The 20,990-nt window shown below is 67.5% G+C and carries 17 protein-coding genes; 14 read left to right on the top strand and 3 right to left on the bottom strand.

Annotated elements, in window-relative coordinates; translation table 11 throughout:
* The first annotated feature begins 6 nt into the window (after positions 1-6).
* The 8 genes from ilvG (at position 7) to leuB (ending at position 8,645) form a co-directional block, all read left to right on the top strand.
* Positions 7-1,743, top strand: coding sequence for an acetolactate synthase 2 catalytic subunit (gene ilvG, locus IFT65_RS09995; protein ID WP_192081315.1), 1,737 nt, complete (start codon positions 7-9; stop codon positions 1,741-1,743).
* The gene (locus tag IFT65_RS09990; RefSeq protein ID WP_188326245.1) at positions 1,727-1,975 is read left to right on the top strand and encodes an ACT domain-containing protein; all 249 of its coding nucleotides are present in this window, start codon (positions 1,727-1,729) and stop codon (positions 1,973-1,975) included. Before ilvG ends, IFT65_RS09990 begins: the two co-directional genes overlap by 17 nt.
* A gap of 87 nt (positions 1,976-2,062) precedes the next feature.
* On the top strand, positions 2,063-3,163 hold the full coding sequence (locus tag IFT65_RS09985) for a threonine dehydratase (RefSeq protein WP_192081314.1): 1,101 nt from the start codon (positions 2,063-2,065) through the stop codon (positions 3,161-3,163).
* Positions 3,160-4,743, top strand: coding sequence for a 2-isopropylmalate synthase (locus tag IFT65_RS09980; RefSeq protein WP_192081313.1), 1,584 nt, complete (start codon positions 3,160-3,162; stop codon positions 4,741-4,743). Before IFT65_RS09985 ends, IFT65_RS09980 begins: the two co-directional genes overlap by 4 nt.
* A gap of 10 nt (positions 4,744-4,753) precedes the next feature.
* Positions 4,754-5,533 carry a class I SAM-dependent methyltransferase gene (locus tag IFT65_RS09975; protein WP_192081312.1) on the top strand — a complete coding sequence of 260 codons (780 nt, stop codon included), beginning with the start codon at positions 4,754-4,756 and terminating at the stop codon, positions 5,531-5,533.
* A gap of 61 nt (positions 5,534-5,594) precedes the next feature.
* Positions 5,595-7,013 carry a 3-isopropylmalate dehydratase large subunit gene (gene leuC / locus IFT65_RS09970; RefSeq protein WP_192081311.1) on the top strand — a complete coding sequence of 473 codons (1,419 nt, stop codon included), beginning with the start codon at positions 5,595-5,597 and terminating at the stop codon, positions 7,011-7,013.
* Positions 7,013-7,591, top strand: coding sequence for a 3-isopropylmalate dehydratase small subunit (leuD, locus tag IFT65_RS09965; RefSeq protein ID WP_192081310.1), 579 nt, complete (start codon positions 7,013-7,015; stop codon positions 7,589-7,591). The genes leuC and leuD overlap by 1 nt, the downstream gene beginning before the upstream one ends.
* Positions 7,581-8,645, top strand: coding sequence for a 3-isopropylmalate dehydrogenase (gene leuB, locus IFT65_RS09960; RefSeq protein WP_188326239.1), 1,065 nt, complete (start codon positions 7,581-7,583; stop codon positions 8,643-8,645). Before leuD ends, leuB begins: the two co-directional genes overlap by 11 nt.
* A 621-nt stretch (positions 8,646-9,266) precedes the next feature.
* On the opposite strand, the gene IFT65_RS09955 is transcribed toward leuB, so the two are convergent.
* Both IFT65_RS09955 and IFT65_RS09950 read right to left on the bottom strand, forming a co-directional pair.
* A complete protein-coding gene (locus IFT65_RS09955; RefSeq protein WP_192081309.1) occupies positions 9,267-12,431 on the bottom strand; it encodes an efflux RND transporter permease subunit in 3,165 nt (1,054 codons plus the stop codon).
* 4 nt (positions 12,432-12,435) lie between these two features.
* Positions 12,436-13,578, bottom strand: a complete 1,143-nt coding sequence (locus tag IFT65_RS09950; protein WP_192081308.1) for an efflux RND transporter periplasmic adaptor subunit — start codon at positions 13,576-13,578, stop codon at positions 12,436-12,438.
* A gap of 120 nt (positions 13,579-13,698) precedes the next feature.
* On the opposite strand from IFT65_RS09950, the gene IFT65_RS09945 reads away from it, so the two are divergent.
* From IFT65_RS09945 to IFT65_RS09935, 3 genes are all read left to right on the top strand, one after another.
* Positions 13,699-14,388 carry a TetR/AcrR family transcriptional regulator gene (locus tag IFT65_RS09945; RefSeq protein ID WP_192081307.1) on the top strand — a complete coding sequence of 230 codons (690 nt, stop codon included), beginning with the start codon at positions 13,699-13,701 and terminating at the stop codon, positions 14,386-14,388.
* A 139-nt stretch (positions 14,389-14,527) separates the two neighbouring features.
* The gene (locus IFT65_RS09940; RefSeq protein WP_188326235.1) at positions 14,528-15,175 is read left to right on the top strand and encodes a protein-L-isoaspartate O-methyltransferase; all 648 of its coding nucleotides are present in this window, start codon (positions 14,528-14,530) and stop codon (positions 15,173-15,175) included.
* Positions 15,176-15,191: 16 nt separating this feature from the next.
* Positions 15,192-16,550: a TolC family outer membrane protein gene (locus tag IFT65_RS09935; RefSeq protein ID WP_192081306.1), complete on the top strand. Its 1,359-nt coding sequence runs from the start codon at positions 15,192-15,194 to the stop codon at positions 16,548-16,550.
* Between the two features lie 82 nt (positions 16,551-16,632).
* On the opposite strand, the gene IFT65_RS09930 is transcribed toward IFT65_RS09935, so the two are convergent.
* Positions 16,633-17,598, bottom strand: a complete 966-nt coding sequence (locus IFT65_RS09930; RefSeq protein ID WP_192081305.1) for a hypothetical protein — start codon at positions 17,596-17,598, stop codon at positions 16,633-16,635.
* Positions 17,599-18,115: 517 nt separating this feature from the next.
* On the opposite strand from IFT65_RS09930, the gene IFT65_RS09925 reads away from it, so the two are divergent.
* The 3 genes from IFT65_RS09925 to IFT65_RS09915 all read left to right on the top strand — a co-directional run bounded on the left by IFT65_RS09925 (position 18,116) and on the right by IFT65_RS09915 (position 20,963).
* Positions 18,116-18,784, top strand: a complete 669-nt coding sequence (locus IFT65_RS09925; protein WP_192081304.1) for a hypothetical protein — start codon at positions 18,116-18,118, stop codon at positions 18,782-18,784.
* A gap of 65 nt (positions 18,785-18,849) precedes the next feature.
* The gene (gene mgtE / locus IFT65_RS09920; RefSeq protein WP_192081303.1) at positions 18,850-20,235 is read left to right on the top strand and encodes a magnesium transporter; all 1,386 of its coding nucleotides are present in this window, start codon (positions 18,850-18,852) and stop codon (positions 20,233-20,235) included.
* The gene (locus tag IFT65_RS09915) at positions 20,235-20,963 is read left to right on the top strand and encodes an MgtC/SapB family protein (RefSeq protein WP_192081302.1); all 729 of its coding nucleotides are present in this window, start codon (positions 20,235-20,237) and stop codon (positions 20,961-20,963) included. Before mgtE ends, IFT65_RS09915 begins: the two co-directional genes overlap by 1 nt.
* Positions 20,964-20,990 lie beyond the last annotated feature (27 nt).

The raw sequence follows: 20,990 nt of genomic DNA, 5'->3' as shown, positions 1-20,990 counted from the left end.
TTTCCCATGAACAACCCCGCACCACGCAGCGCGCCGCCCAACGGCGCGCGCTGGCTGACCCAGGCCCTGGAGGCCGAAGGCGTGCAGACGCTGTTCGGCTACCCCGGTGGCACCATCATGCCGTTCTACGATGCACTGGTGGATTCGCAGCTGAAACACGTGCTGGTCCGCCACGAACAGGGCGCTGCGCTGGCTGCCAATGGCTTCGCCCGTGCCAGCGGCCGCGTCGGGGTGTGCATCGCCACCTCCGGACCGGGTGCGTCCAACCTGATCACCGGCATCGCCGATGCGATGCTGGATTCGGTCCCGATGGTCTGCATCACCGGCCAGGTCGCCACGCCGCTGCTGGGCACCGACGCATTCCAGGAACTGGACGTGTTCGGGCTGACCCTGCCGATCGTCAAGCACAGCTGGCTGGTCCGCAGCGTCGATGATCTGCCGCGCGTGGTCGCCGATGCCTTCCGCATCGCCCGTGAGGGTCGCCCCGGGCCGGTGCTGATCGACCTGCCCAAGGATGTGCAGGTCGCCGACGCCAGCCATCTGCCGGCGCACGTGCCGGCCGCCGTGGAGCCGCCGCCGGCTCCCGCCGAGCAGGCCATCGCCGACGCCATTGCCGCGATCGCCGCGGCGGAAAAGCCGGTGATCTATGCCGGCGGCGGCATCGCCCTGGGTGATGCGGTGCAGGCCCTGCGCGATTTCGCCGAGGCCAGCGGCATCCCTGCCGTGCTGACCCTGCGCGGCCTGGGCGCCCTGCCCGCCGGCCATCCACAGTCGCTGGGCATGCTGGGCATGCACGGTACCCGGGCGGCCAACATGGCCACCCAGGAAGCCGATCTGCTGCTGGTGCTGGGCGCACGTTTCGATGACCGCGCCACCGGCAAGCTGGGGGAGTTCGCACCGTTCGCCCGGGTCGTGCACATCGACGCGGACGCCTATGAAATCTCGAAGCTGCGCACGGCTGACATCGCCGTGCCCGGCAACGTGGCCCATGCAATCCGTGCCCTGCACGCGGCCTTCCCGGCGCCGCTGGCCAACCACGCCGCATGGCGCGCGCGCTGCGCGCAGAACCGCGAGAAGTTCATCGCGCGCTACGACGCCCCTGGCAAGCACATCTACGCTCCGGCGCTGCTGAAGCGGCTGAGTGAACTGGCGCCGGCCGATGCAGTGATCGCCTGCGATGTCGGCCAGCACCAGATGTGGGTCGCCCAGCATTGCCGCTTCAACCATCCGCGCAACCACCTGACCAGCGGCGCCCTGGGCACGATGGGCTTCGGCCTGCCGGCGGCAATGGGCGCGCAGTTCGCCTGCCCCGACCGCACCGTGGTGCTGGTGTCCGGTGACGGCAGCTTCATGATGAACGTCCAGGAGCTGACCACCATCGCCCGCTGCCGCCTGCCGGTGAAGATCGTGCTGCTGGACAACAGCTCGCTGGGCATGGTCCGGCAGTGGCAGGAACTGTTCTTCGCCGAGCGCTACAGCGAGATCGACCTGTCCGACAATCCCGATTTCGTCGCCTTGGCCAAGGTGTTCGGCATTGCCGCCACACGCATCGATGCGCGTGACGATGTCGAAGGCGGCCTGGCCGCGCTGCTCGCCGAGCCGGGCCCGGCGCTGCTGCATGTCGGCATTGATGCGCGCGCGAATGTCTGGCCACTGGTGCCACCGAACACCGCCAACAGCACGATGCTGGAATCCAACCCCGCCCATGTCAGCCAGGAGACCCCCAATGCAATACCGGCTTGATCTGGTGCTGCACCCGGCCGAAGGTGCCCTGCTGCGGGTGATCGGCATGGCCGAGCGCCGTGGCTTCGCACCGCGCGCCATCCATGGCGCCCCCGATGCGCAGGACCAGGGCCGCTGGCACCTGCAGTTGGTGGTGGACGGTACGCGCCCCCCGGAGACGCTGTGCCGCCAGATCGAAAAGATCTACGACTGCGTATCGGTGCAGGTCACCGCACTGGGAGTCGCCGCATGAACGCCCGCACCTCCAATGGGGTGCTGGCACGGGGGCGTCTTCTTCGCCGCCCGCCGCCGTCACCGTTCGCGCCGCGCGTGGATCGTCATGCCCGCCCCTGACCGCGCTGCCAGCGAGCCCGACGTAGGCGATGTAACCGTCGCCGACGTGCTGGCCGCGCAGGCCCGCCTGCGCCGCTTCCTGCCGCCGACGCCGCTGCACCATGCAGAACGCTTCGGCACCTGGCTGAAGCTGGAGAACCTGCAGCGCACCGGTTCCTACAAGGTGCGCGGCGCACTGAACGCGCTGCTGGCCGGGCGCGAGCGCGGCGACGCACGGCCGGTGATCTGCGCGTCGGCCGGCAACCATGCCCAAGGCGTGGCGTGGGCCGCTCACCGGCTGGGCGTACAGGCGATCACCGTGATGCCCCATGGCGCACCGGCCAACAAGATCGCGGGCGTGGCCCATTGGGGCGCCACCGTCCGCCAGCACGGCGACAGCTACGACGACGCGTGGGCGTTCGCCGTGGAGCTGGCCAAGCAGCACGACTATCGCTTCCTGTCTGCGTTCGACGACGCCGATGTCATCGCCGGTCAGGGCACGGTCGGCATTGAACTGGCCCCCTATGCACCGGATGTGGTGATCGTCCCCATTGGCGGCGGCGGCCTGGCCTCCGGCGTCGCACTGGCACTGAAGTCGCAGGGCGTGCGCATCGTCGGCGCACAGGTCGAGGGCGTCGATTCGATGGCCCGCGCCATGCGCGGTGACATCCGCCCCATCGCACCCGTTGCGTCACTGGCTGACGGCGTGCGGGTGAAGATCCCCGGCTTCCTGACCCGCCGCCTGTGTGCCTCCCTGCTGGACGACGTGGTGATCGTGCGCGAAGCCGAACTGCGCGAGACCTTGGTGCGGCTGGCCCTGGAAGAGAACCTGATCGCCGAAGGCGCCGGTGCGCTCGCGCTGGCTGCTGGCCGCCGCGTCGCCGGCCGACGCAAATTTGCCGTCGTCTCCGGCGGCAACATCGATGCCTCCGTGCTGGCCGGCCTGCTGACCGACGTGCGCCCACGCGCGCCGCGCAAGCCGCGCCGCCGTCGCCCTGAAACCCTGCGAGCGCCTGCCATGGCCGTCGCCCTTCCCCCTTTGAAACCTGCTGCTTCCCCTTCCCATTTGAACGCCGCACTGCCCGTTGTCGAGGAGACCTCCCCATGAACACGCCGACCATCGAACGAATTACCCCGCCGCGCATCCGCATCTTCGATACCACCCTGCGCGACGGTGAACAGTCCCCGGGCTGCAGCATGAGCCCGCAGCAGAAGCTGGTGATGGCGCGCGCGCTGGACGAGCTGGGCGTGGATGTGATCGAAACCGGCTTCCCGGCCAGTTCGCAGTCCGACCGCGAAGCAATGACGATGATCGGCCGTGATGTGCAACGCCCCATCCTGGCCGTGCTGTCGCGCTGCCTGGCCGCTGACATCGAAACCTCGGTACGCTCGCTGGATTCGGCGGCGCATCCGCGCCTGCACGTGTTCCTGTCCACCAGCCCGCTGCACCGTGAGCACAAGCTGCGCATGACCCGCGAACAGGTGCTGGAGTCGGTGCGCAAGCACGTGGCGCTGGCGCGCTCGTACATCGACGATGTCGAGTTCTCCGCCGAGGATGCAACCCGCACCGAACTGGATTACCTGATCGAGGTATCACGCGTCGCCATCGCCGCCGGGGCCACCACCATCAACCTGCCCGACACCGTGGGCTTCACCACCCCGGAAGAGATCCGCGCGATGTTCCAGCAGGTCATCGCCGGTGTAGCCGACGTCACCGGCGCCGACCGCGTGGTGTTCAGCACCCACTGTCACAACGATTTGGGACTGGCCGTGGCCAACTCGCTGGCCGCCATCGAAGGTGGCGCACGCCAGGTGGAGTGCACGGTGAACGGCATCGGCGAGCGCGCCGGCAATTGTGCCGTGGAAGAAATCGCCATGGCGCTGAAGGTGCGACAGGCCTTCTACGAGCAGGACACCGCGATCAACACCCAGCGCATCGTATCCACGTCGCAGCTGCTGCAGCGGCTGGTCGGCATGCCGGTGCAGCGCAACAAGGCCATCGTCGGCGCCAACGCGTTCGCGCATGAATCGGGCATCCACCAGCACGGCATGCTGCGTCATCGCGGCACCTACGAAATCATGCGGCCCGAAGACGTGGGCTGGGAGGATTCGCAGATGGTGCTGGGTCGCCACAGCGGCCGCGCGGCCGTCGAGCAGCGTCTGCGCGCACTGGGCTTCTGGCTGGAAGAAGACGAGCTGAAGCTGGTGTTCGAGCAGTTCAAGGCGTTGTGCGAGCAGCAGCGCGTGGTCACCGACGCGGACCTGCAGACGCTGATGCAGGGCGGTGCCAGCGCCCCCGGCTATCGCCTGGCCTCGATGACCATCAGCGATGTCGGCAGCCGTGCCAATGCCCTGGTCGAACTGTCCGACGCCGATGGCAACCGCGTGGCCGAGACCGCCCAGGGCGACGGGCCGGTGGATGCACTGTTCGGCGCGCTGTCCTCGGCCACCGGCGTCAGCCTGCAGCTGGACAGCTACCAGGTGCACAGCGTGGGCATCGGCGCCGACGCGCGCGGCGAGGCCAACCTGAGTGTGCGCAACGGCGATGAGGTCTTCGAGGGGACCGGCACCAGCCGCGACATCATCGAAGCCTCCGCCCTGGCGTGGCTGGACGTCGCCAATCGACTGCTGCGCCAGCGCGATGCCGTTGTGGCCAGCAACGAAGCCCCCCACCCCGCCACGGCCTGAGGACACTTCGATGAACGCTTTCGACACCGCCGCGCCACCTGTGGATGCCGGCCAGCGCTGGAACGCGCAGGACTACGCCATCGATGCCGGGTTCGTTCCGGTGCTCGGCGGTGCCGTGGCACGCCTGCTCGATGCGCGCAGCGGCGAACGCGTGCTCGACCTGGGCTGCGGGGACGGCGTGCTCAGTACCGAACTGGCGCTGACCGGCGCCCGGATCACCGGCGTCGACGCATCGCCCGAGCTGGTGATCGCCGCCCGTGCACGTGGCCTGGACGCGCAGGTGATGGACGGCCATGCCCTGACATTCGACGGAGAGTTCGATGCGGTGTTCAGCAATGCAGCACTGCACTGGATGCGCGAGCCGGACCGCGTGCTGGCTGGCGTGCGCCGCGCGTTGAAGCCCGGCGGACGCTTCGTCGCCGAATTCGGGGGACAGGGCAACGTGGCCACCATCGTCGGTGCCATCCAGGCCGCACGCGTGGCCCACGGTCATGGCGAAAGCCCGTTCGCCTGGTACTTCCCTACCGCTGACACCTACAGCGACCGCCTGCGCCAGCATGGATTCCATGTGCAGTTCGCCGAACTGATCGAGCGCCCCACGCCCCTGCCCACCGGCATCGAAGGCTGGTTGCGCGTGTTCGCCAGCCCCTTCCTGGATGACCTGCCGCCTGGCGCCGCCGCGCGCGTGCGCGAGGGCGCCGCCGCACTGCTCAGCGAACTGCCCCGGGATGCGTCCGGACAGCCGTTGGCCGACTATGTGCGCCTGCGGGTGCTCGCGCGTCGCCGCTGACCTTGACCGCTTCCCGTTCTGCCTTGATGTTCACCACCGTATCAACCTGCCAGGCCATCGCATGACCCCCGCACCCCGCACCCTGTACGACAAACTGTGGGACACCCACGTGGTCGTCCCCGAATCCGACAGCGCACCTGCCGTGCTGTACATCGACCTGCACCTGATCCACGAAGTCACCTCGCCGCAGGCATTCACCGAGCTGCGCGAACGCGGTCTGTCGCCGCGCCGGCCCGACCTCACCAAGGGCACCATGGACCACTCCACGCCGACGCTGCCCGCGCGCGCCGATGGCTCCCTGCCCTACGCCAGCGCCGCCTCCGAAGCCCAGGTGGCGATGCTGGCGCGCAACTGCGCCGAGTACGGGGTTGAACTGTTCGACATGGCCTCGGCCAGCCGCGGCATCGTGCATGTCATCGCGCCGGAACAGGGCTTCACCCAGCCCGGCATGACCATCGTCTGCGGCGACAGCCATACCTCCACGCACGGCGCCTTCGGTGCGCTGGCCTTTGGCATCGGCACCAGCGAAGTCGGCCACGTGCTCGCTACGCAGTGCCTGCTGCAGCGCAAGGCCAAAACGATGGCGATCACCGTCGAGGGCGCCCTCCCCCCCGGCGTAGGTGCCAAGGACGTGGTCCTGCACATCATCGGCGTGATCGGCGTCAACGGTGGCACCGGCCACGTGCTGGAGTTCCGCGGCAGCACCATCGCCGCCATGGACATGGAGCAGCGCATGACCCTGTGCAACATGTCCATCGAGGCCGGTGCACGCGCCGGCATGGTGGCCCCGGACCAGATCACCTTCGACTGGGTCGCCGCCACCCCGCGCGGGCCCAAGGGGGCTGATTTCGATGCCGCCGTGGCGCGCTGGTCGCAGTTGCGCAGCGATGAAGGCGCACGCTTCGATGCCGAGGTGTCGATCGATGCAGCGGACATCCGCCCCACGTTGACCTGGGGCACGCATCCCGGCACGGCCATCGCCGTGGATGCACCCATTCCCGCCGCCCACGATGCCGCCGCGCAGAAGGGCCTGGACTACATGCAGTTCCATGCCGGTGACACCCTCGAAGACACGCCGGTGGACGTGGTCTTCGTCGGCTCCTGCACCAATGGCCGCCTGAGCGACATGCGCGAAGTCGCGCACGTGCTGCAGGGCCGTCGCGTGGCCGACCGCGTGCGCATGCTGGTGGTCCCCGGTTCGGAGATCGTCAAGCGCCAGGCCGAAGCCGAAGGCATCGACGCGATCGTGCGTGCGGCCGGGGCCGAGTGGCGCGAGCCAGGCTGTTCGATGTGCATCGCCATGAACGGCGATCTGGTCGCGCCGGGCCAACTGGCGGTGAGTACCAGCAACCGCAATTTCGAGGGCCGCCAAGGGCCGGGCTCGCGCACCCTGCTGGCTTCGCCGATGACCGCCGCGTGGGCGGCGGTGAACGGCCACGTTGCCGACGTCCGTGACCTGTTCACCCAGGAGGTGGCGTGATGCCCGGCTTCCGTACCCTGAGCTCGGCCAGCGTCGTGCTGCGCCAGACCAACATCGATACCGACCAGATCATCCCGGCGCGCTTCCTGTCCACGACCGAGCGTGCCGGCCTGGGCCGCAATGCCTTCAATGACTGGCGCTGGACCGCCGACGGCACGCCCAATCCGGATTTCGCCTTCAACCAGCCAGAGAATGCAGGCCGCAGCATCCTGCTGGCCGGCCGCAACTTCGGCTGCGGCTCCTCGCGCGAGCATGCGCCGTGGGCCCTCACCGATCTCGGCCTGCGCGCGATCATCAGCAGCGAGATCGCGGATATCTTCCGGGGCAACGCGCTGAAGAACGGCCTGCTGCCGGTAGTGCTGGACGAGGCCGACGTGCAGGCGCTGATGCAGCGCCCGGACGATACCCTGACCCTGGACATCGCCGCGCGCGAGGTCCGCACCCCCGATGGTCGCGTCTACACGTTCCCGCTGGACGGCTTCTCGCAGACCTGTCTGCTGGAAGGTGTCGACCAGTTGGGCTACCTGCTGGGCCGTGTCCCCGACATTGAACGTTACGAGAGTGAACATGCACGCTGAGATCGTCGTATTGCCCGGTGATGGCATCGGCCCGGAAGTAGCTGCTGCCGGTGTCGCCGTGCTGGAAGCCATTGCCACCCGTTTCCATCACAGCTTCAGCTTCAAGGAACACGACATCGGCGGCATCGCCATTGATCGCCATGGCGCGCCGCTGCCGGCCAGCACCCTGGATGCCTGCCGTGCCGCCGACGCGATCCTGCTGGGTGCCGTCGGCGGCCCGAAGTGGTCCGATCCCAACGCCACCGTGCGACCCGAGCAGGGCCTGTTGGCAATCCGCAGGGCGCTGGGCCTGTACGCGAACCTGCGCCCGGTACGCACGCACGAAGCCGCGCTGCACGCTTCGCCGATCAAGCCCGAGCTGCTGCGCGGCGTCGACTTCGTGGTGGTTCGCGAGCTGACCGGCGGCATCTATTTCGGTGAGAAGACCCGCACCGCGGATGCGGCCAGCGACCTGTGCAGCTACAGCGTGGTGGAGATCGAGCGCGTGCTGCGCAGCGCGTTCCAGCTGGCACGCCAGCGTCGCGGCAAGGTCACGTCGGTGGACAAGGCCAACGTGCTGGAAACCTCCCGCCTGTGGCGCGACGTCGCCACCCGTCTGGGCCGCGACGAGTTCGCCGACGTGTCGCTGGAGCACCAGCTGGTCGATTCGATGGCCATGCACCTGCTGGCCAAGCCGCGCGAGTACGACGTGATCGTGACCGAGAACATGTTCGGCGACATCCTGACGGACGAAGCGTCGATGCTGGCCGGCTCACTGGGCCTGCTGCCGTCGGCATCGCTGGGTGAACCCGGCGCGGTCGGCATCTACGAGCCGATCCACGGCTCGGCACCGGACATCGCCGGCAAGGGCATCGCCAATCCCTACGCGACGATCTTCAGCACGGCGATGCTGCTGCGCCACTCGTTGGGGCTGGACGCGGAGGCCGCTGCGGTGGAAGCGGCGGTGCACGCGGCGCTGGATGCCGGTGTGTTCACGGCGGACCTGGCAGCGGCCGGTGCGGCGGTGTCGACGCAGCAGGCTACGGCGGCGGTGGTCGCACGACTGCAGGGCTGAGGGGGTTGCCGGGCTGCGCCCGGCACCCGCAGAGGCAACTGCAAGTGCAACTGCAACTGCAAGTGCAACTGCAACTGCAACGTCAACGTCAACGTCAACGTCAACGTCTGCAGGGTCGTGGGTTGGTGGGGCGGGGTGGGTTGGCGGGGGACGGCAAGAGCTGCATCCATGCGGGCCTCGTTTCGCGCCATCCATGGCGCTCAACGCCCCCGCCACCCCACCCCACCCCACCCCACCATTGACAGGTCCATGGCGGCCACGGAACGTTCGGGCCTGCGGCCATCGGTAGCGCCGAGCCGTGCTCGGCGGAATGTTCCCGCCAACGGCCCGTTGCGCTCGCCGACCATGGGTCGGCGTTACCGGTGACAGTAAATCGTCTGGTGGGGGGAGCCCCTGAGTCAGGGGCGGCCGCGAAGCGGCGGGGTGTGGGTGATGGTGAGACGGGGCCCACGGTTTGCGCAGCAAAGCGTGGGAGCGGCAGCGCGAATGCGATGACGTGGACCCGTGCCATGGATGGCACGAAACGAGGCACGCATGGACGCAGTTTTTGCCGTCCCCCGCCCAGCCCCACCACCCGGCCCACCCGCAGATGCAACTGAACGTAGCCAACCGCGAGGGGGCTCAGCCCGTTCGACCGTCTTCCTTCCGCACCCGGAACCACGCCGCGTACAACGCCGGCAGGAACACCAGCGTCAGCACCGTGCCGACGATCAGTCCGCCCATGATCGAAATCGCCATCGATCCGTAGAACGCGCTGCGTGACAGCGGAATCATCGCCAGCACCGCCGCCAGCGCGGTCAGCACGATCGGCCGGAAACGGCGTACCGTCGCGTCCAGGATCGCATCCCAGCGGTCATGCCCGGCGTCGATGTCCTGCTGGATCTGGTCGATCAGGATCACCGAGTTGCGCATGATCATGCCCGCCAGTGCGATCGTACCGAGCAGCGCGACGAACCCGAACGGCACCCGGAAGATCAACAGGAACAACGTCGCGCCGATGATGCCCAGCGGTGCGGTGACCAGCACCATCGCCGCGCGGGAAAAGCTCCGCAACTGCAGCATCAGCAACGTCGCCACCACTACCAGGAACAACGGCATGCCGGCCTTGATCGAGTCCTGGCCGCGTGCCGAATCTTCCACCGTACCGCCGGTTTCCAGCAGGTACCCACTGGGCAGCTCGCTGCGCACGTCATCCAGGGTGGGCAGGATCTGCTGCACCACGTCCAGCGGCTGCATGCCATCGCCGATGTCGGCGCGCACCGTCACGGTCGGCAGGCGATCGCGGTGCCAGATGATGCCGTCCTCGAAGCCCTGCTCCAGCGTCGCCACTTGCGACAGACTGATGCTGCCACCGCTGGCGGTCGGCATCGACAGGCTGGCCAGCAGCGCCAGATGGGCACGCTCGTCGGCCGGGCCGCGTACCAGCATTTCGATCTGCCGGTTGCCCTCGCGGTACACGCTCACGCTCTGCCCGGCCAGTGAACTGGCCAGGAACTGGCTGACCTGCGCACTGCTCACCCCCAACGCGCGGGCGCGGTCCTGATCGATCACCAGCCGCACCACCTTGCTCGGCTCGCTCCAGTCCAGGTTGACGTTGATCGTATGCGGATTGGCGCGCACCTTTGCCTCGACCTGGCGGGCCAGCGCTTGTACCTGGGCCACATGTTCGCCCGACACACGGAACTGCACCGGGTACCCGACCGGCGGACCGTTCTCCAGCCGCGTCACCCGCATCTGCACGTCCGGGAACTGCGGAATCACCTCGTCCATCAACCAGTCCCGGGTGGTTTCGCGCGCTTTGGTGTCGTTGGCCAGCACGACGAACTGGGCGAAGTTGGTGGCCGGCAGTTGCTGGTCCAGCGGCAGGTAGAAGCGCGGTGAACCGGTGCCGACATAGGCCACGTAGTTGCGGATGCCCTCACGACCCGCCAGCAGTTTCTCCAGCTTGATGGCCTGGTCGCGGGTAGCGTTCAACGACGCGCCTTCGGCCAGTTCGATGTCCACCATCAGCTCCGGCCGGGTGGAATCCGGGAAGAACTGTTGCGGCACGAAGCGGAACAGCACCAGCGAGCCGACGAACAGCAGCGCGGTGGCGGCGATGACCCACCAGCGGTGCCACAGGCAAGCGTCGAGGAAGCGACGGAAGCGCACATAGAACGGCCGCTGGTAGGGATCGTGGTCGTGGCCGTGCTGCGGCGGCGCGACCAGGTTCGATACGGCCGGCCAGCGGTCCGCCCACGCCTGCCGGCGTGCATGCCAGCGCGCGGTGAAACTGCCCGGTTTCGGCGGCTGGCGGTTGAACAGGTCCGGCAGCATCTTGTCGCCGAGGTAGGGAATGAACAGCACTGCTGCGATCCACGACACCACCAGCGCGATGGTCACCACCTGGAACAGCGAACGGGTGTACTCGCCGGTGCTGGAGGCCGCCGTCGCGATCGGCAGGAAGCCGGCCGCGGTGATCAGCGTCCCGGTCAGCATCGGGAAGGCGGTGGACTCCCACGCAAAGCTGGCCGCACGCAGGCGATCGTAGCCCTGCTCCATCTTGGTGGCCATCATCTCCACCGCGATGATCGCATCGTCCACCAGCAGGCCGAGCGCCAGCACCAGCGCACCCAGCGAAATCTTGTGCAGGCCGATGCCGAAGTAATGCATGACGAAGAAGGTCATCGCCAGCACCAGTGGAATGGTCACGCCTACCACCAGCCCGGTGCGCAGGCCCAGCGAGAAGAAACTGACCAGCAGCACGATCACCACCGCTTCGGTCAGCACCTGCACGAACTCACCCACCGACTCTTCCACCGCCTTGGGCTGGTCGGACACCTTGCGCAGCTGCATGCCCGCCGGCAGGGTCTTCTGCAGTCGTTCGAACTCCGCATCCAGATGCGCACCGAGGGCGAGGATGTCACCGCCGTCCTTCATCGCCACCGCCAGACCGATCGCATCGGCGCCCATGAAGCGCATCTTCGGCGATGCCGGATCGGCGAAGCCCCGCTTCACCTCGGCGAGGTCGCCCAGGCGCACGGTACGTTCACCGGCACGGATCGGGAACGCGCGTATCGCCTCGATGCTGTCGAACTGCCCGCTCACCCGCAGCTGCACGCGGTCGGTGGCGGTTTCGAAGAAGCTGGTGCCGGTGATCGCGTTCTGGTCGGCCAGCGCCTGCTGCACCTGCTGCATCGACACACCCAGCGTGGCCAGCTTGGCGTTGGACAGCTCGATCCAGACCTTTTCATCCTGCAGCCCGACCAGGTCGACCTTGCCCACGTCCGGCACCCGCTGCAGCTCCAGCTGGATGCGGTCGGCGTAGTCGCGCATCACCGCATAATCGAAGCCTTGGCCCGTCAGTGCGTAGATGTTGCCGAAGGTATCGCCGAACTCATCATTGAAGAACGGACCGACGATCTCCCGTGGCAGCGTGGCCTGGATGTCGCCCACGCGCTTGCGTACCTGGTACCACAGGTCTGGGATCTGCTTGGAGCGCAGGTCGTCGCGGGCCATGAAGATCACCTGCGATTCGCCGGGGCGCGAATACGAGCGGATGAACTCGAACTCGCCGGTGTTCATCAGCGCTTTTTCGATCGGCTCGGTCACCTGCCGCGACACCTGCTCGGCCGTGGCACCGGGCCACAGCGTGCGCACCACCATCGCCTTGAACGTGAAGGGCGGATCTTCGGACTGACCCAGATGCTTGTAGGACCACACCCCGATCAGGGCGAAGGCCAGCATGGCGAACAACACAAGCGGGCGGTTGGCCAAAGCCCATTCGGAAAGATTGAAACGGCGCACGGGCTTACTCCTTGCCCTTCGGCGCAGGGGCAGGACCGCGGACGGCCGGCTTCAGGACCGGCTGGTTCTGCCGGTCCACGGCCACCACCGGTTGTCCGGCGCGCAGCAGATGGCCACCGGCGGCAACCACCCAGTCCTGCGCGGTGATTCCGCTCGACACGGGCACGCTGTCGCTGCCGTAGGCACCGGTGGTCACGCTCACCGCCTTCAAGGTGGCGGTGTCGGGATCCACCACCCACACGCTGGCACGGCCGTCGGCACCGCGCTGCAGCGCGGCCAGCGGCAGCTGCAGGGCGCCGGCACCGGAGCCCGAAGGCGCCACATGCACGCGCGCGCTCTGCCCCAGGCTCACGTCGGCCAGCGCATCCGCCGCCAGGCTGACGCGCGTGGCATAGGTGCGCGACTGCGGATCAGCGGCGGCGGCGATCTCGCGGATGGTGCCCGGCAACATCGCCCCGGCACGGTTCCACAGGTCCACCTGCACGGCCTGGCCCACGGCAAAGTCACGCAGCGTGGCTTCCGGCAGATCGATCAATACCTCGCGCCCCCCATCGGCGGCCAGGTTGAAGATGGTCTGCCCGGCCGTCACGACCTGCCCGGCTTCGGCCTCGCGGCTGGCAATCACCCCGTCCGTCGGCGCGCGCAACTGCGCATAGCCGGCCTGGTTGCGCAGCACATCCAGATTGGCCCGCGCCGCATCCGCCTGGCCCTGCGCCGCTTTCAACGCAGCGGACTGCTGGTCCAGTTCGGAGCGGCTGACCAGCTGCTGCGCGGCCAGTGCCTCATAGCGCCGATGGTCGTCGCGTGCGCGCACCAGGTCGGCCTGGGCGGCGGCCAGCTGGGCCTGCGACGCACGCGCCTGCAGGGCGAAGTCGGCCACATCGAGCTCGGCCAGGACCTGGCCTTTGCTGACGCGTTGGCCGGCATCGACGTCGCGTTTGACCAGGTTGCCGCCCACCCGGAACGACAGCGCGCTTTCCTGCCGCGCGCGGACTTCACCGGGGAACACGGTGCCGCCCTGACCGGTCACCACGCCAGGATGCACGACGAGCACCGGGACGGCAGCCACCACCTCCTCCTTGTTGCCCGAGCAGGCAGCGAGCACAGCCACACCCAAGGCAAGTCCCATCCAGCGCACGATCTTCATCGATAGTCGTCCTGATAACGCGTTCAAAGTGGTGGCGGCCACGCGGTGCGGGGCGCCGGGCGATTAGTAAACCCGGCGGTATAGTATAAATATCGAACCGATTGGTCTAGTATTAGCGTGATGATGTGTCCCTTCTCCCCCAAGCGTGCCGCGAAACCTGCTGGCAAGACGGCCGGTCCCGGTCGTCCCAAGGACCTGGGCAAGCGCGCCGCGATCCTTGATGCCGCCAAGGCGCTGTTCGTCGAGCAGGGCTACACCGGTGTCAGCATGGATACGATCGCCGCCCAGGCCGGTGTCTCCAAGCTCACCGTCTACAGCCATTTCGGCGACAAAGAAGCCCTTTTCACCGAAGCGGTGAAGTCCAAGTGCATCGAGATGTTGCCCGATACCCTGTTCGTGGCAGACGCCGAAGGCCCCCTGCGCGACCAGTTGCTGGGGATCGCCCACGCCTTCTTCGACATGGTCACCTCCGATGCGGCGGTGTCCGTTCAACGGGTGATGATGGCGCCGGAGACCGACGACCGGCTGCGCGAAATGTTCTGGCAGGCGGGCCCGAAGCGCACCACGGATGCGCTGGCCGAGTTCCTGCGTGCCCGCGCGACGGGCGGTGAGCTGGAGATCGACGACTTCCCCACGGCCGCGCTGCAGTTGATGACGCTGGTCAAAGGTGAGCTGCATACGCACCTGATGTGCGGCCTGATGCCGGCGCTGGCGGCCTGCGATGCCCGCACCCATGTTGCGGCCAGCGTGGACTTCTTCCTGCGTGCCTACGCGCCGCGCCCCGTGGCCGCGGCACCCGGCGGTGGCTGATCCGTACAACCTGAACAAGCCGGAGGTCGCGATGACTTCCGGCACTGCGTCCCCGGCCGCCCTGAATACATGCTCTGGGCGCGCCGACGGCCTCCGGCACCGGTAAAATGGCCGGCCCACTGCGCTGGATTGGAACCTCATGACGATTGACTACGCACACGCCCGTGAACTGATGGTGGAACAGCAGATCCGTCCCTGGGACGTGCTGGACATCAAGGTGCTCGACGTCCTGGCCCGCCTGCCGCGCGAAGCCTTCGTGGCTGAAGCGCACCGCGCGCTGGCTTATGCGGACATCGAGCTGCCGCTCGACGGCGGGCAGAAGATGATGAAGCCGGTGGTGGAAGGCCGCACGCTGCAGGCGCTGGATCTGCAGCCGGGCGACGAAGTGCTGGAAATCGGCACCGGCAGCGGCTACCTCTCGGCCTGCCTCGGCGCGCTCGCGCGCGACGTACTGAGCCTGGAGATCGACCCGGAGCTGGCTGCCACCGCGCGTGCGCGACTGGACAGCACCGGGCTGGGCACCAATGTGCGCGTGGAAGTGGCCGACGCCCTGGCGTGGCAGACCGAGCGCCGCTTCGATGTGATCTGTGTCACTGGCGCAGTGGACAAGGTGCCGTCACAGTTCGCCTCGTGGCTGCGTCCCGGTGGTCGCCTGTACATCATCCACGGCCGTTCGCCGGTGATGGAAGCGATCCTGGTCAACGCCGATGGCAGCACCGAATCGCTGTACGAAACCGATATCGATTACCTGCGCGGTGCCGCGCCGGCCCCCCAGTTCCACCTCTGAGTCCAAGGAAGCCGCAATGATCCGCCGAACCCTCGCTATTGCGCTGGCCACCGTCCTGCTGCCGTTGTCCGCCCATGCCGCCGACCTGCTGCAGGTCTACGAAATGGCCCGCAATGGCGATCCGCAGCTCTCGGCTGCCGAGTCCACCCGGTTGTTCGACAAGGAAGGCGCCGTGCAGGCACGCGCCGCCCTGCTGCCGCAGATCAACGGCGTCGCCTCGTTGAACCGCTCGCGTACCGAAGACCGGGGCAACAACACCGGCACCTTCGAAAGCCGTCGCCGCACCTACACCATCGATGGCAGCCAGACCCTGTTCAACTGGAGCCAGTTCAGCACGCTGCGTGCGCAGCGCGAGCTGAGCAAGGCGGCTGATTTCACCCTGGATTCGGCCAACGACAACCTGATCGTCCGCACCTCGGCCGCCTACTTCAACGTGCTGGTGGCGATCGAATCGCTGAACGCGGCCAAGACCAACGAAGAAGCGGCCAAGAAGCAGTTCGACTTCGCCGACAAGCGTCTGGAAGTCGGCCTGGCGCCGATCACCGACGTGCATGAAGCGCGCGCCCAGTACGACCAGGCACGTGCCAACACCATCGTCTCGCAGAACACCCTGGCCGATGCCTACCAGGCGTTGACCGAACTGACCGGCCAGCCGGTGACCAACCTGCGCGGCCTGCCGGAAGACTTCCGTCCGGAAGTGCCGGCCAACCGCGGCAACGTCGACCAGCTGGTACAGAGCGCCGTCGCGCAGAATCCGGCGCTGAAGGCGCAGGAACTGCAGGTCAGTGCCTCCGAAGCCAGCGTGCAGTCCGCACGTGCCGGCCACCTGCCGACGCTCGCGCTGGGCGCCAGCGTGGGCCAGGGCGCAACGTGGGGTGACAGCGTCGGTTCGGGTGGCCTGAGTCCGGACACGCGCACCAACAGTGTTGGCCTGACCTTGAACGTACCGATCTTCTCCGGCGGCGCCACGCAGTCCGCGGTGCGCCAGGCGCTGGCCCAGCGTGACATCGCCCAGGACGGCTACGAGCAGCAGAAGCGCGCGCTGGACCGCAACACGCGCAATGCCTACCAGACCCTGGTGGCCGGCATCAGCGAAGTGGAAGCGCGGCGTCTTGCCGTGGTGTCCGCGCAGAGCGCGTACGACGCCTCGCAGGTCGGCCTGGAAGTGGGTACGCGCACCGTGCTGGACGTCATCCAGAACCAGCGCATCCTGTTCTCCGCGCAGCTGGACTACGCGAACGCGCGTTATACGTTCCTGCAGAACCGCCTGCTGTTGAGCCAGGCCGTGGGTGGCCTGGACATCGCCGAACTGCAGGAGATCAATCGCCTGCTGACCGTCGATGCCGGCAACCCGAGCACCACCGTCGGCAACTGATCACCGCTGCGGTGTGAACACAGGAAAGCCACCCGCATGCGGGTGGCTTTTTTCGTCATGACGGCCGCGGGCCGTCAGCCCATCACCAGACCATGTTCACCGCGACCTGCGGCACGACCACCGCACTGCTGTTGCGTCCGGCAAGCGACACCTGCGCGCCGGCCACCAGGGCGACATTGTCGTTCCAGTGGTACTGCACCGCCGGCACGACCGAGAAGCGCCAGCTCGACGGGTCACGCCGATGGAATTCCTCGCGCCCCGCGGCTGCCGGCTGCGTGCCATGCAGACTGCTCTCACTCTCACGCTCGTGCAGCAGTTCGCCCGCCAGCACCCAGGTGCGTGACAGGCTGTACTCGGCGGCCAGCAGGCTGGTCATCGCCGCACCCATCCGCACCCGCCCATCGAAACCGCTCGGGGTGCCGAAGGCGCTCTGCCCGCGCACACCGGCGTTGGCACCGGGCGTGCGCCACAACGTGCTGGCGCGCAGGCGCAGATGGCCATCGACGAAATACGCCTGGCCGTGCAGACCGAAACTGGTGGCCCCCACGCCGGTACCACTGGCCACCGAAATGGGGCGCTCTTCCAGGCGGTCGTGATGGCCGGTGGCGATGCTCTGGCGCACCGCGAGGGTCAGCGTCGGGCGGTTCGGGCCGTCGCCTTTGTACAGCCCGATCAACGCCGACAAGGTCGTATCGCCGATGTCGAACGCACGCGAGTGATCGCCATCGCGGTTGTACGACGCGTTGAAACTCGCGGCGACGGTGACCCGCTCATGCAGGCCGTACTGCACCGGCACGGCCAGGTACCACCCGTCGGGGCCACTCGCATCGTGTCGATCGCCTTGCCCGTCATACACACCGCGCAACTGGCTGTTGATCAGGTACGGCTCGATGTTGAGCATGCCCACCGGCAGCGGGGGCGCAGGACTCAGCAGAGGACCGGCGAAACGGGGCGACGATTCGGCGAAAGCGGCAGGCGTCGTCATGACGCTGCCCAACAGCAGCAGGCAGGCGCGTGACACGTGCTGCCGGGTGGTTCGTTCGTGCATGGTGTTCCTCTCTCCAAATCAGGCGTTTTTGCCTGCGCTGACGACGCTAGAGCGCGAGGCGCCGGGCGGACATGGGGAAAGTTGGAATATGAAAATACGAACTCTATCGAAAGGCACTAAACCGAACGTCACCGCTATCGACGGCATCCCACAGCGCAGACAGCATCGCGCTGCCATGTCGTATATGACGCCTCGCGACAGGTGGCAGTGGCCTGCCATTACGCAGATTCGTGCCGCATCGCACGGATATGCGCGCTTTGCAGGGATTCCGCTTGACCTCCGCGTGCCCGCCTGTCCACCATGCGCGCACTTCATCGCCCCGGGGGCCCCTGCTTGGACAGTCACAGTAGATTCTGCTTTTACTGAGCGGATCCGACACTGCCAGGCAGGTCGCGTCCGCCAGGACGAGGCCCTGCGCCGTCCCTTGCCGACGGCCTGATCTTCGAACATCGCATTCTTTACCTTCGGCCCAAGTGGGAGCCGCTGGCGTATCCGTTTTGTTTTCCGGAGTACGACCATGCGCTTCACCTCTCTTCGCCTTGCCCCGCTGTGGGCGACCCTCACCGTCAGCGGCCCCTCGCTCGCTGCGGCCAGCCTGCTGGTGGACGACGCCGGCACCACGCCCGAATCCAGCTGCCAACTGGAAAGCTGGATCCGCAACAGCACCGGCCATAGCGAACGCACCGCCGTGCCGGCGTGCACCGTGGCAGGCACGGAGTGGTCCTTCGCGCTGAGCCATCTGCGCGGTAGCGGTGATACCCCGTGGGCCATTGGTGCCAAGCGCACGCTGCGCGGTTGGCACGCTGACCGGATCCAGTTGGCCGGTGCCCTCCAGACCGGGGGTGACCTCCGCCACGGTGGGGCCCGCGGGTGGGCAGTCAATGTCCCGTTGAGTATCGCGGTGGATCGGCAAGGCGACGTGTTGATCCATGCCAACACGGGCTGGGTGCGATCACGCACCGAACGCGGGCTGACCTTCGGTGCCGGCACTGAAATCCGGATCGCACCCCGCTGGTCCGTGCTGGCCGAGCAGTACCGCGATGCCGCTCGCCAACGCAGCAGCCAGCTCGGCGTGCGCCGCCTCCTACGCAACGACGCCTCGCTGGATCTGCTCGTCGGCTACCCGCACGGCGCGGCTTCTGATTCGTGGCTCACGGTGGGTCTGAACCTGCCACTGAGCCGATAACCCTTCCCCATCAACGCCGCTGTTCGCGGCTACCTGCCTATCGCACCCTGTCCAGGAGACTTCCCATGAACCGCGAAGAGATGATGTTCGCCGTCCGCCGTTTCGCCCACGCCCCCGATCGCGCGGGCTTCGCCAAACTGGTCCGCATCTGCCACCCGTCCGATCTCGCCGATGCCCTGCAGGCGATCGGCGTCCGCCCTGCTTCGACCTTGCTGCAGCTTCTGGAGACGCCACAGCGCGCGATGCTGTTCTCGCACTTCGACGCCGAACGGCAGGATGCGCTGGTTGCCGTGCTGCCGGCCAAGGCGCTGTCGGAGCTGTTCGCGCAGATGCCAGCCGACGACCGCGCCGACCTGTTCAACCGGCTGGATGCCCCGGGGAAATCCGGGCTGTTGGACGGCCTGGATGAGATCGAGCGCGATGACGTCCTGGCATTGTCCGCCTACCCGGAATCCGCCGTCGGCTCCGCGACGACATCGGATTTCGTGGCCATCGGCAGCAGCATGACCGTCAGCGCAGCACTGGACCATATCCGCGCGACGGCGCCGGACAGCGAAACGGTGTATGTGCTGTACGTGCTCGATGCCCAGCGGCACCTGCAGGGGACGGTGTCCCTGCGCGACCTGGTGGTGGCGAAGGCCGACACCCGCGTGGCCGAGCTGCTGCGGCCGGATGCGGTGTTCGTGCGTGCGGCGTGGCCACGCGTGCAGGCCGCTGACCTGATCCGCCGTTATGACCTGCTCGCGGTACCCGTGCTGGATGACAAGGACCGCATGATCGGCATCGTGACCGTGGACGATGCGATGGACATCGACAAGCAACAGGATGCCAATCAGCTCGCACGCTTTGGTGGCACGTCCACCGGCAAGGGGGGCGACCTGGATGTGATGACCACCCCCCTGCGCAGGATGTTCAGCGTGCGCGTGTTCTGGCTGGCCGTGCTGACCTTCTTCGGCATCATCACCAGCACCTTCGTCGCCGCCCAGGAGGAACTGCTGAGCCAGGCCATCGTGCTGGCCGCCTTCATCGCCCCCATTGTCGACATGGGCGGCAATACCGGCAGCCAATCCGCCACGCTGGTGATCCGCGGCATGGCGCTGGGTGAGCTGGGATTGAACTGGCGCCACGTGGGGTTCGTGATCCGCCGTGAACTGCCGGTGGCGGCCATGCTCGGCATCACCATCGCCCTGCTGGAAGCCGTGCTGGCGTACTTCAGCAAGGGCGTGGGCACGGACGTACTGCTGGTGGTGGGCCTGAGCATGCTGGTCTGCACCGCACTCGGCGGCGTCATCGGCGCACTGCTGCCGTTCCTCGCGCGGCGCTTGGGCACCGATCCGGCGACGCTGTCCTCGCCGCTGATCACCTCGGTCATGGACCTGATCGGCGTGTTCGTCTACTTCGGCTTTGCGTGGGCGTTCCTCGGTGACCAGCTGACCGGGGCGGCGGGCTGATGCGCCTGTTGCAGCACCTGGACGTTACCGCCACGCTGGATACCGTCACCAGCCTGTCCTTGGCCTTCCTGCTGGGGGGCCTGGTGGGCCTGGAGCGGCAGTACCGGCAACGGACTGCCGGCCTGCGCACCAACGTGCTGGTTGCCGTCGGTGCGGCGCTGTTCGTCGACATCGCGATGCGTTTCCACGCACATTACGGCGGTACGCCGAACCCGCTGCAGGTGGTGGCCTATGTCGTATCGGGCGTGGGCTTCCTGGGGGCCGGCGTGATCATGCGCGAGGGAGGCAACATCCGCGGCATCAATACCGCCGCCACGTTATGGGGGTCGGCCGCGATCGGCGTGGCCGCAGGCACCGGCATGCTGGCAGAGGCCGTGCTGGGAACGGTATTCGTGCTCGCCGCGAACACCCTGCTGCGGCCGATCGTCAACGCGATCAACCGCCGTCCACTGGATTCGGACACGGTGGAAGTGACCAACATCGTGCATGTGATCGTAGGACGCCACCGCCAGCGCGAACTGATGGCAGCGCTGGAAAGCGCGCTTGAGCGGCACGCCTATCCGGTCACCGATCTGCAGGTGACCGCGTTCGGCGAAGAGGACGTGGAGATCGAAGCCGTCCTCACGGCAACGTCCGTGGATGCCGATGCCATGGACGGCATGGTGCATGCGTTGCAGTCGCTGCCTGGCGTGCGCCAGGCATTCTGGAGTCCAAGCACGAGTGGCTGATGGGCGCCGCGCCGCTACCTTCATGGC

The sequence above is a fragment of the Stenotrophomonas sp. CFBP 13725 genome, assembly GCF_014841935.1.
In the GTDB taxonomy this organism is placed as follows: Bacteria; Pseudomonadota; Gammaproteobacteria; order Xanthomonadales; family Xanthomonadaceae; genus Stenotrophomonas.
This window is presented reverse-complemented; position numbering and strand designations above follow the sequence as displayed.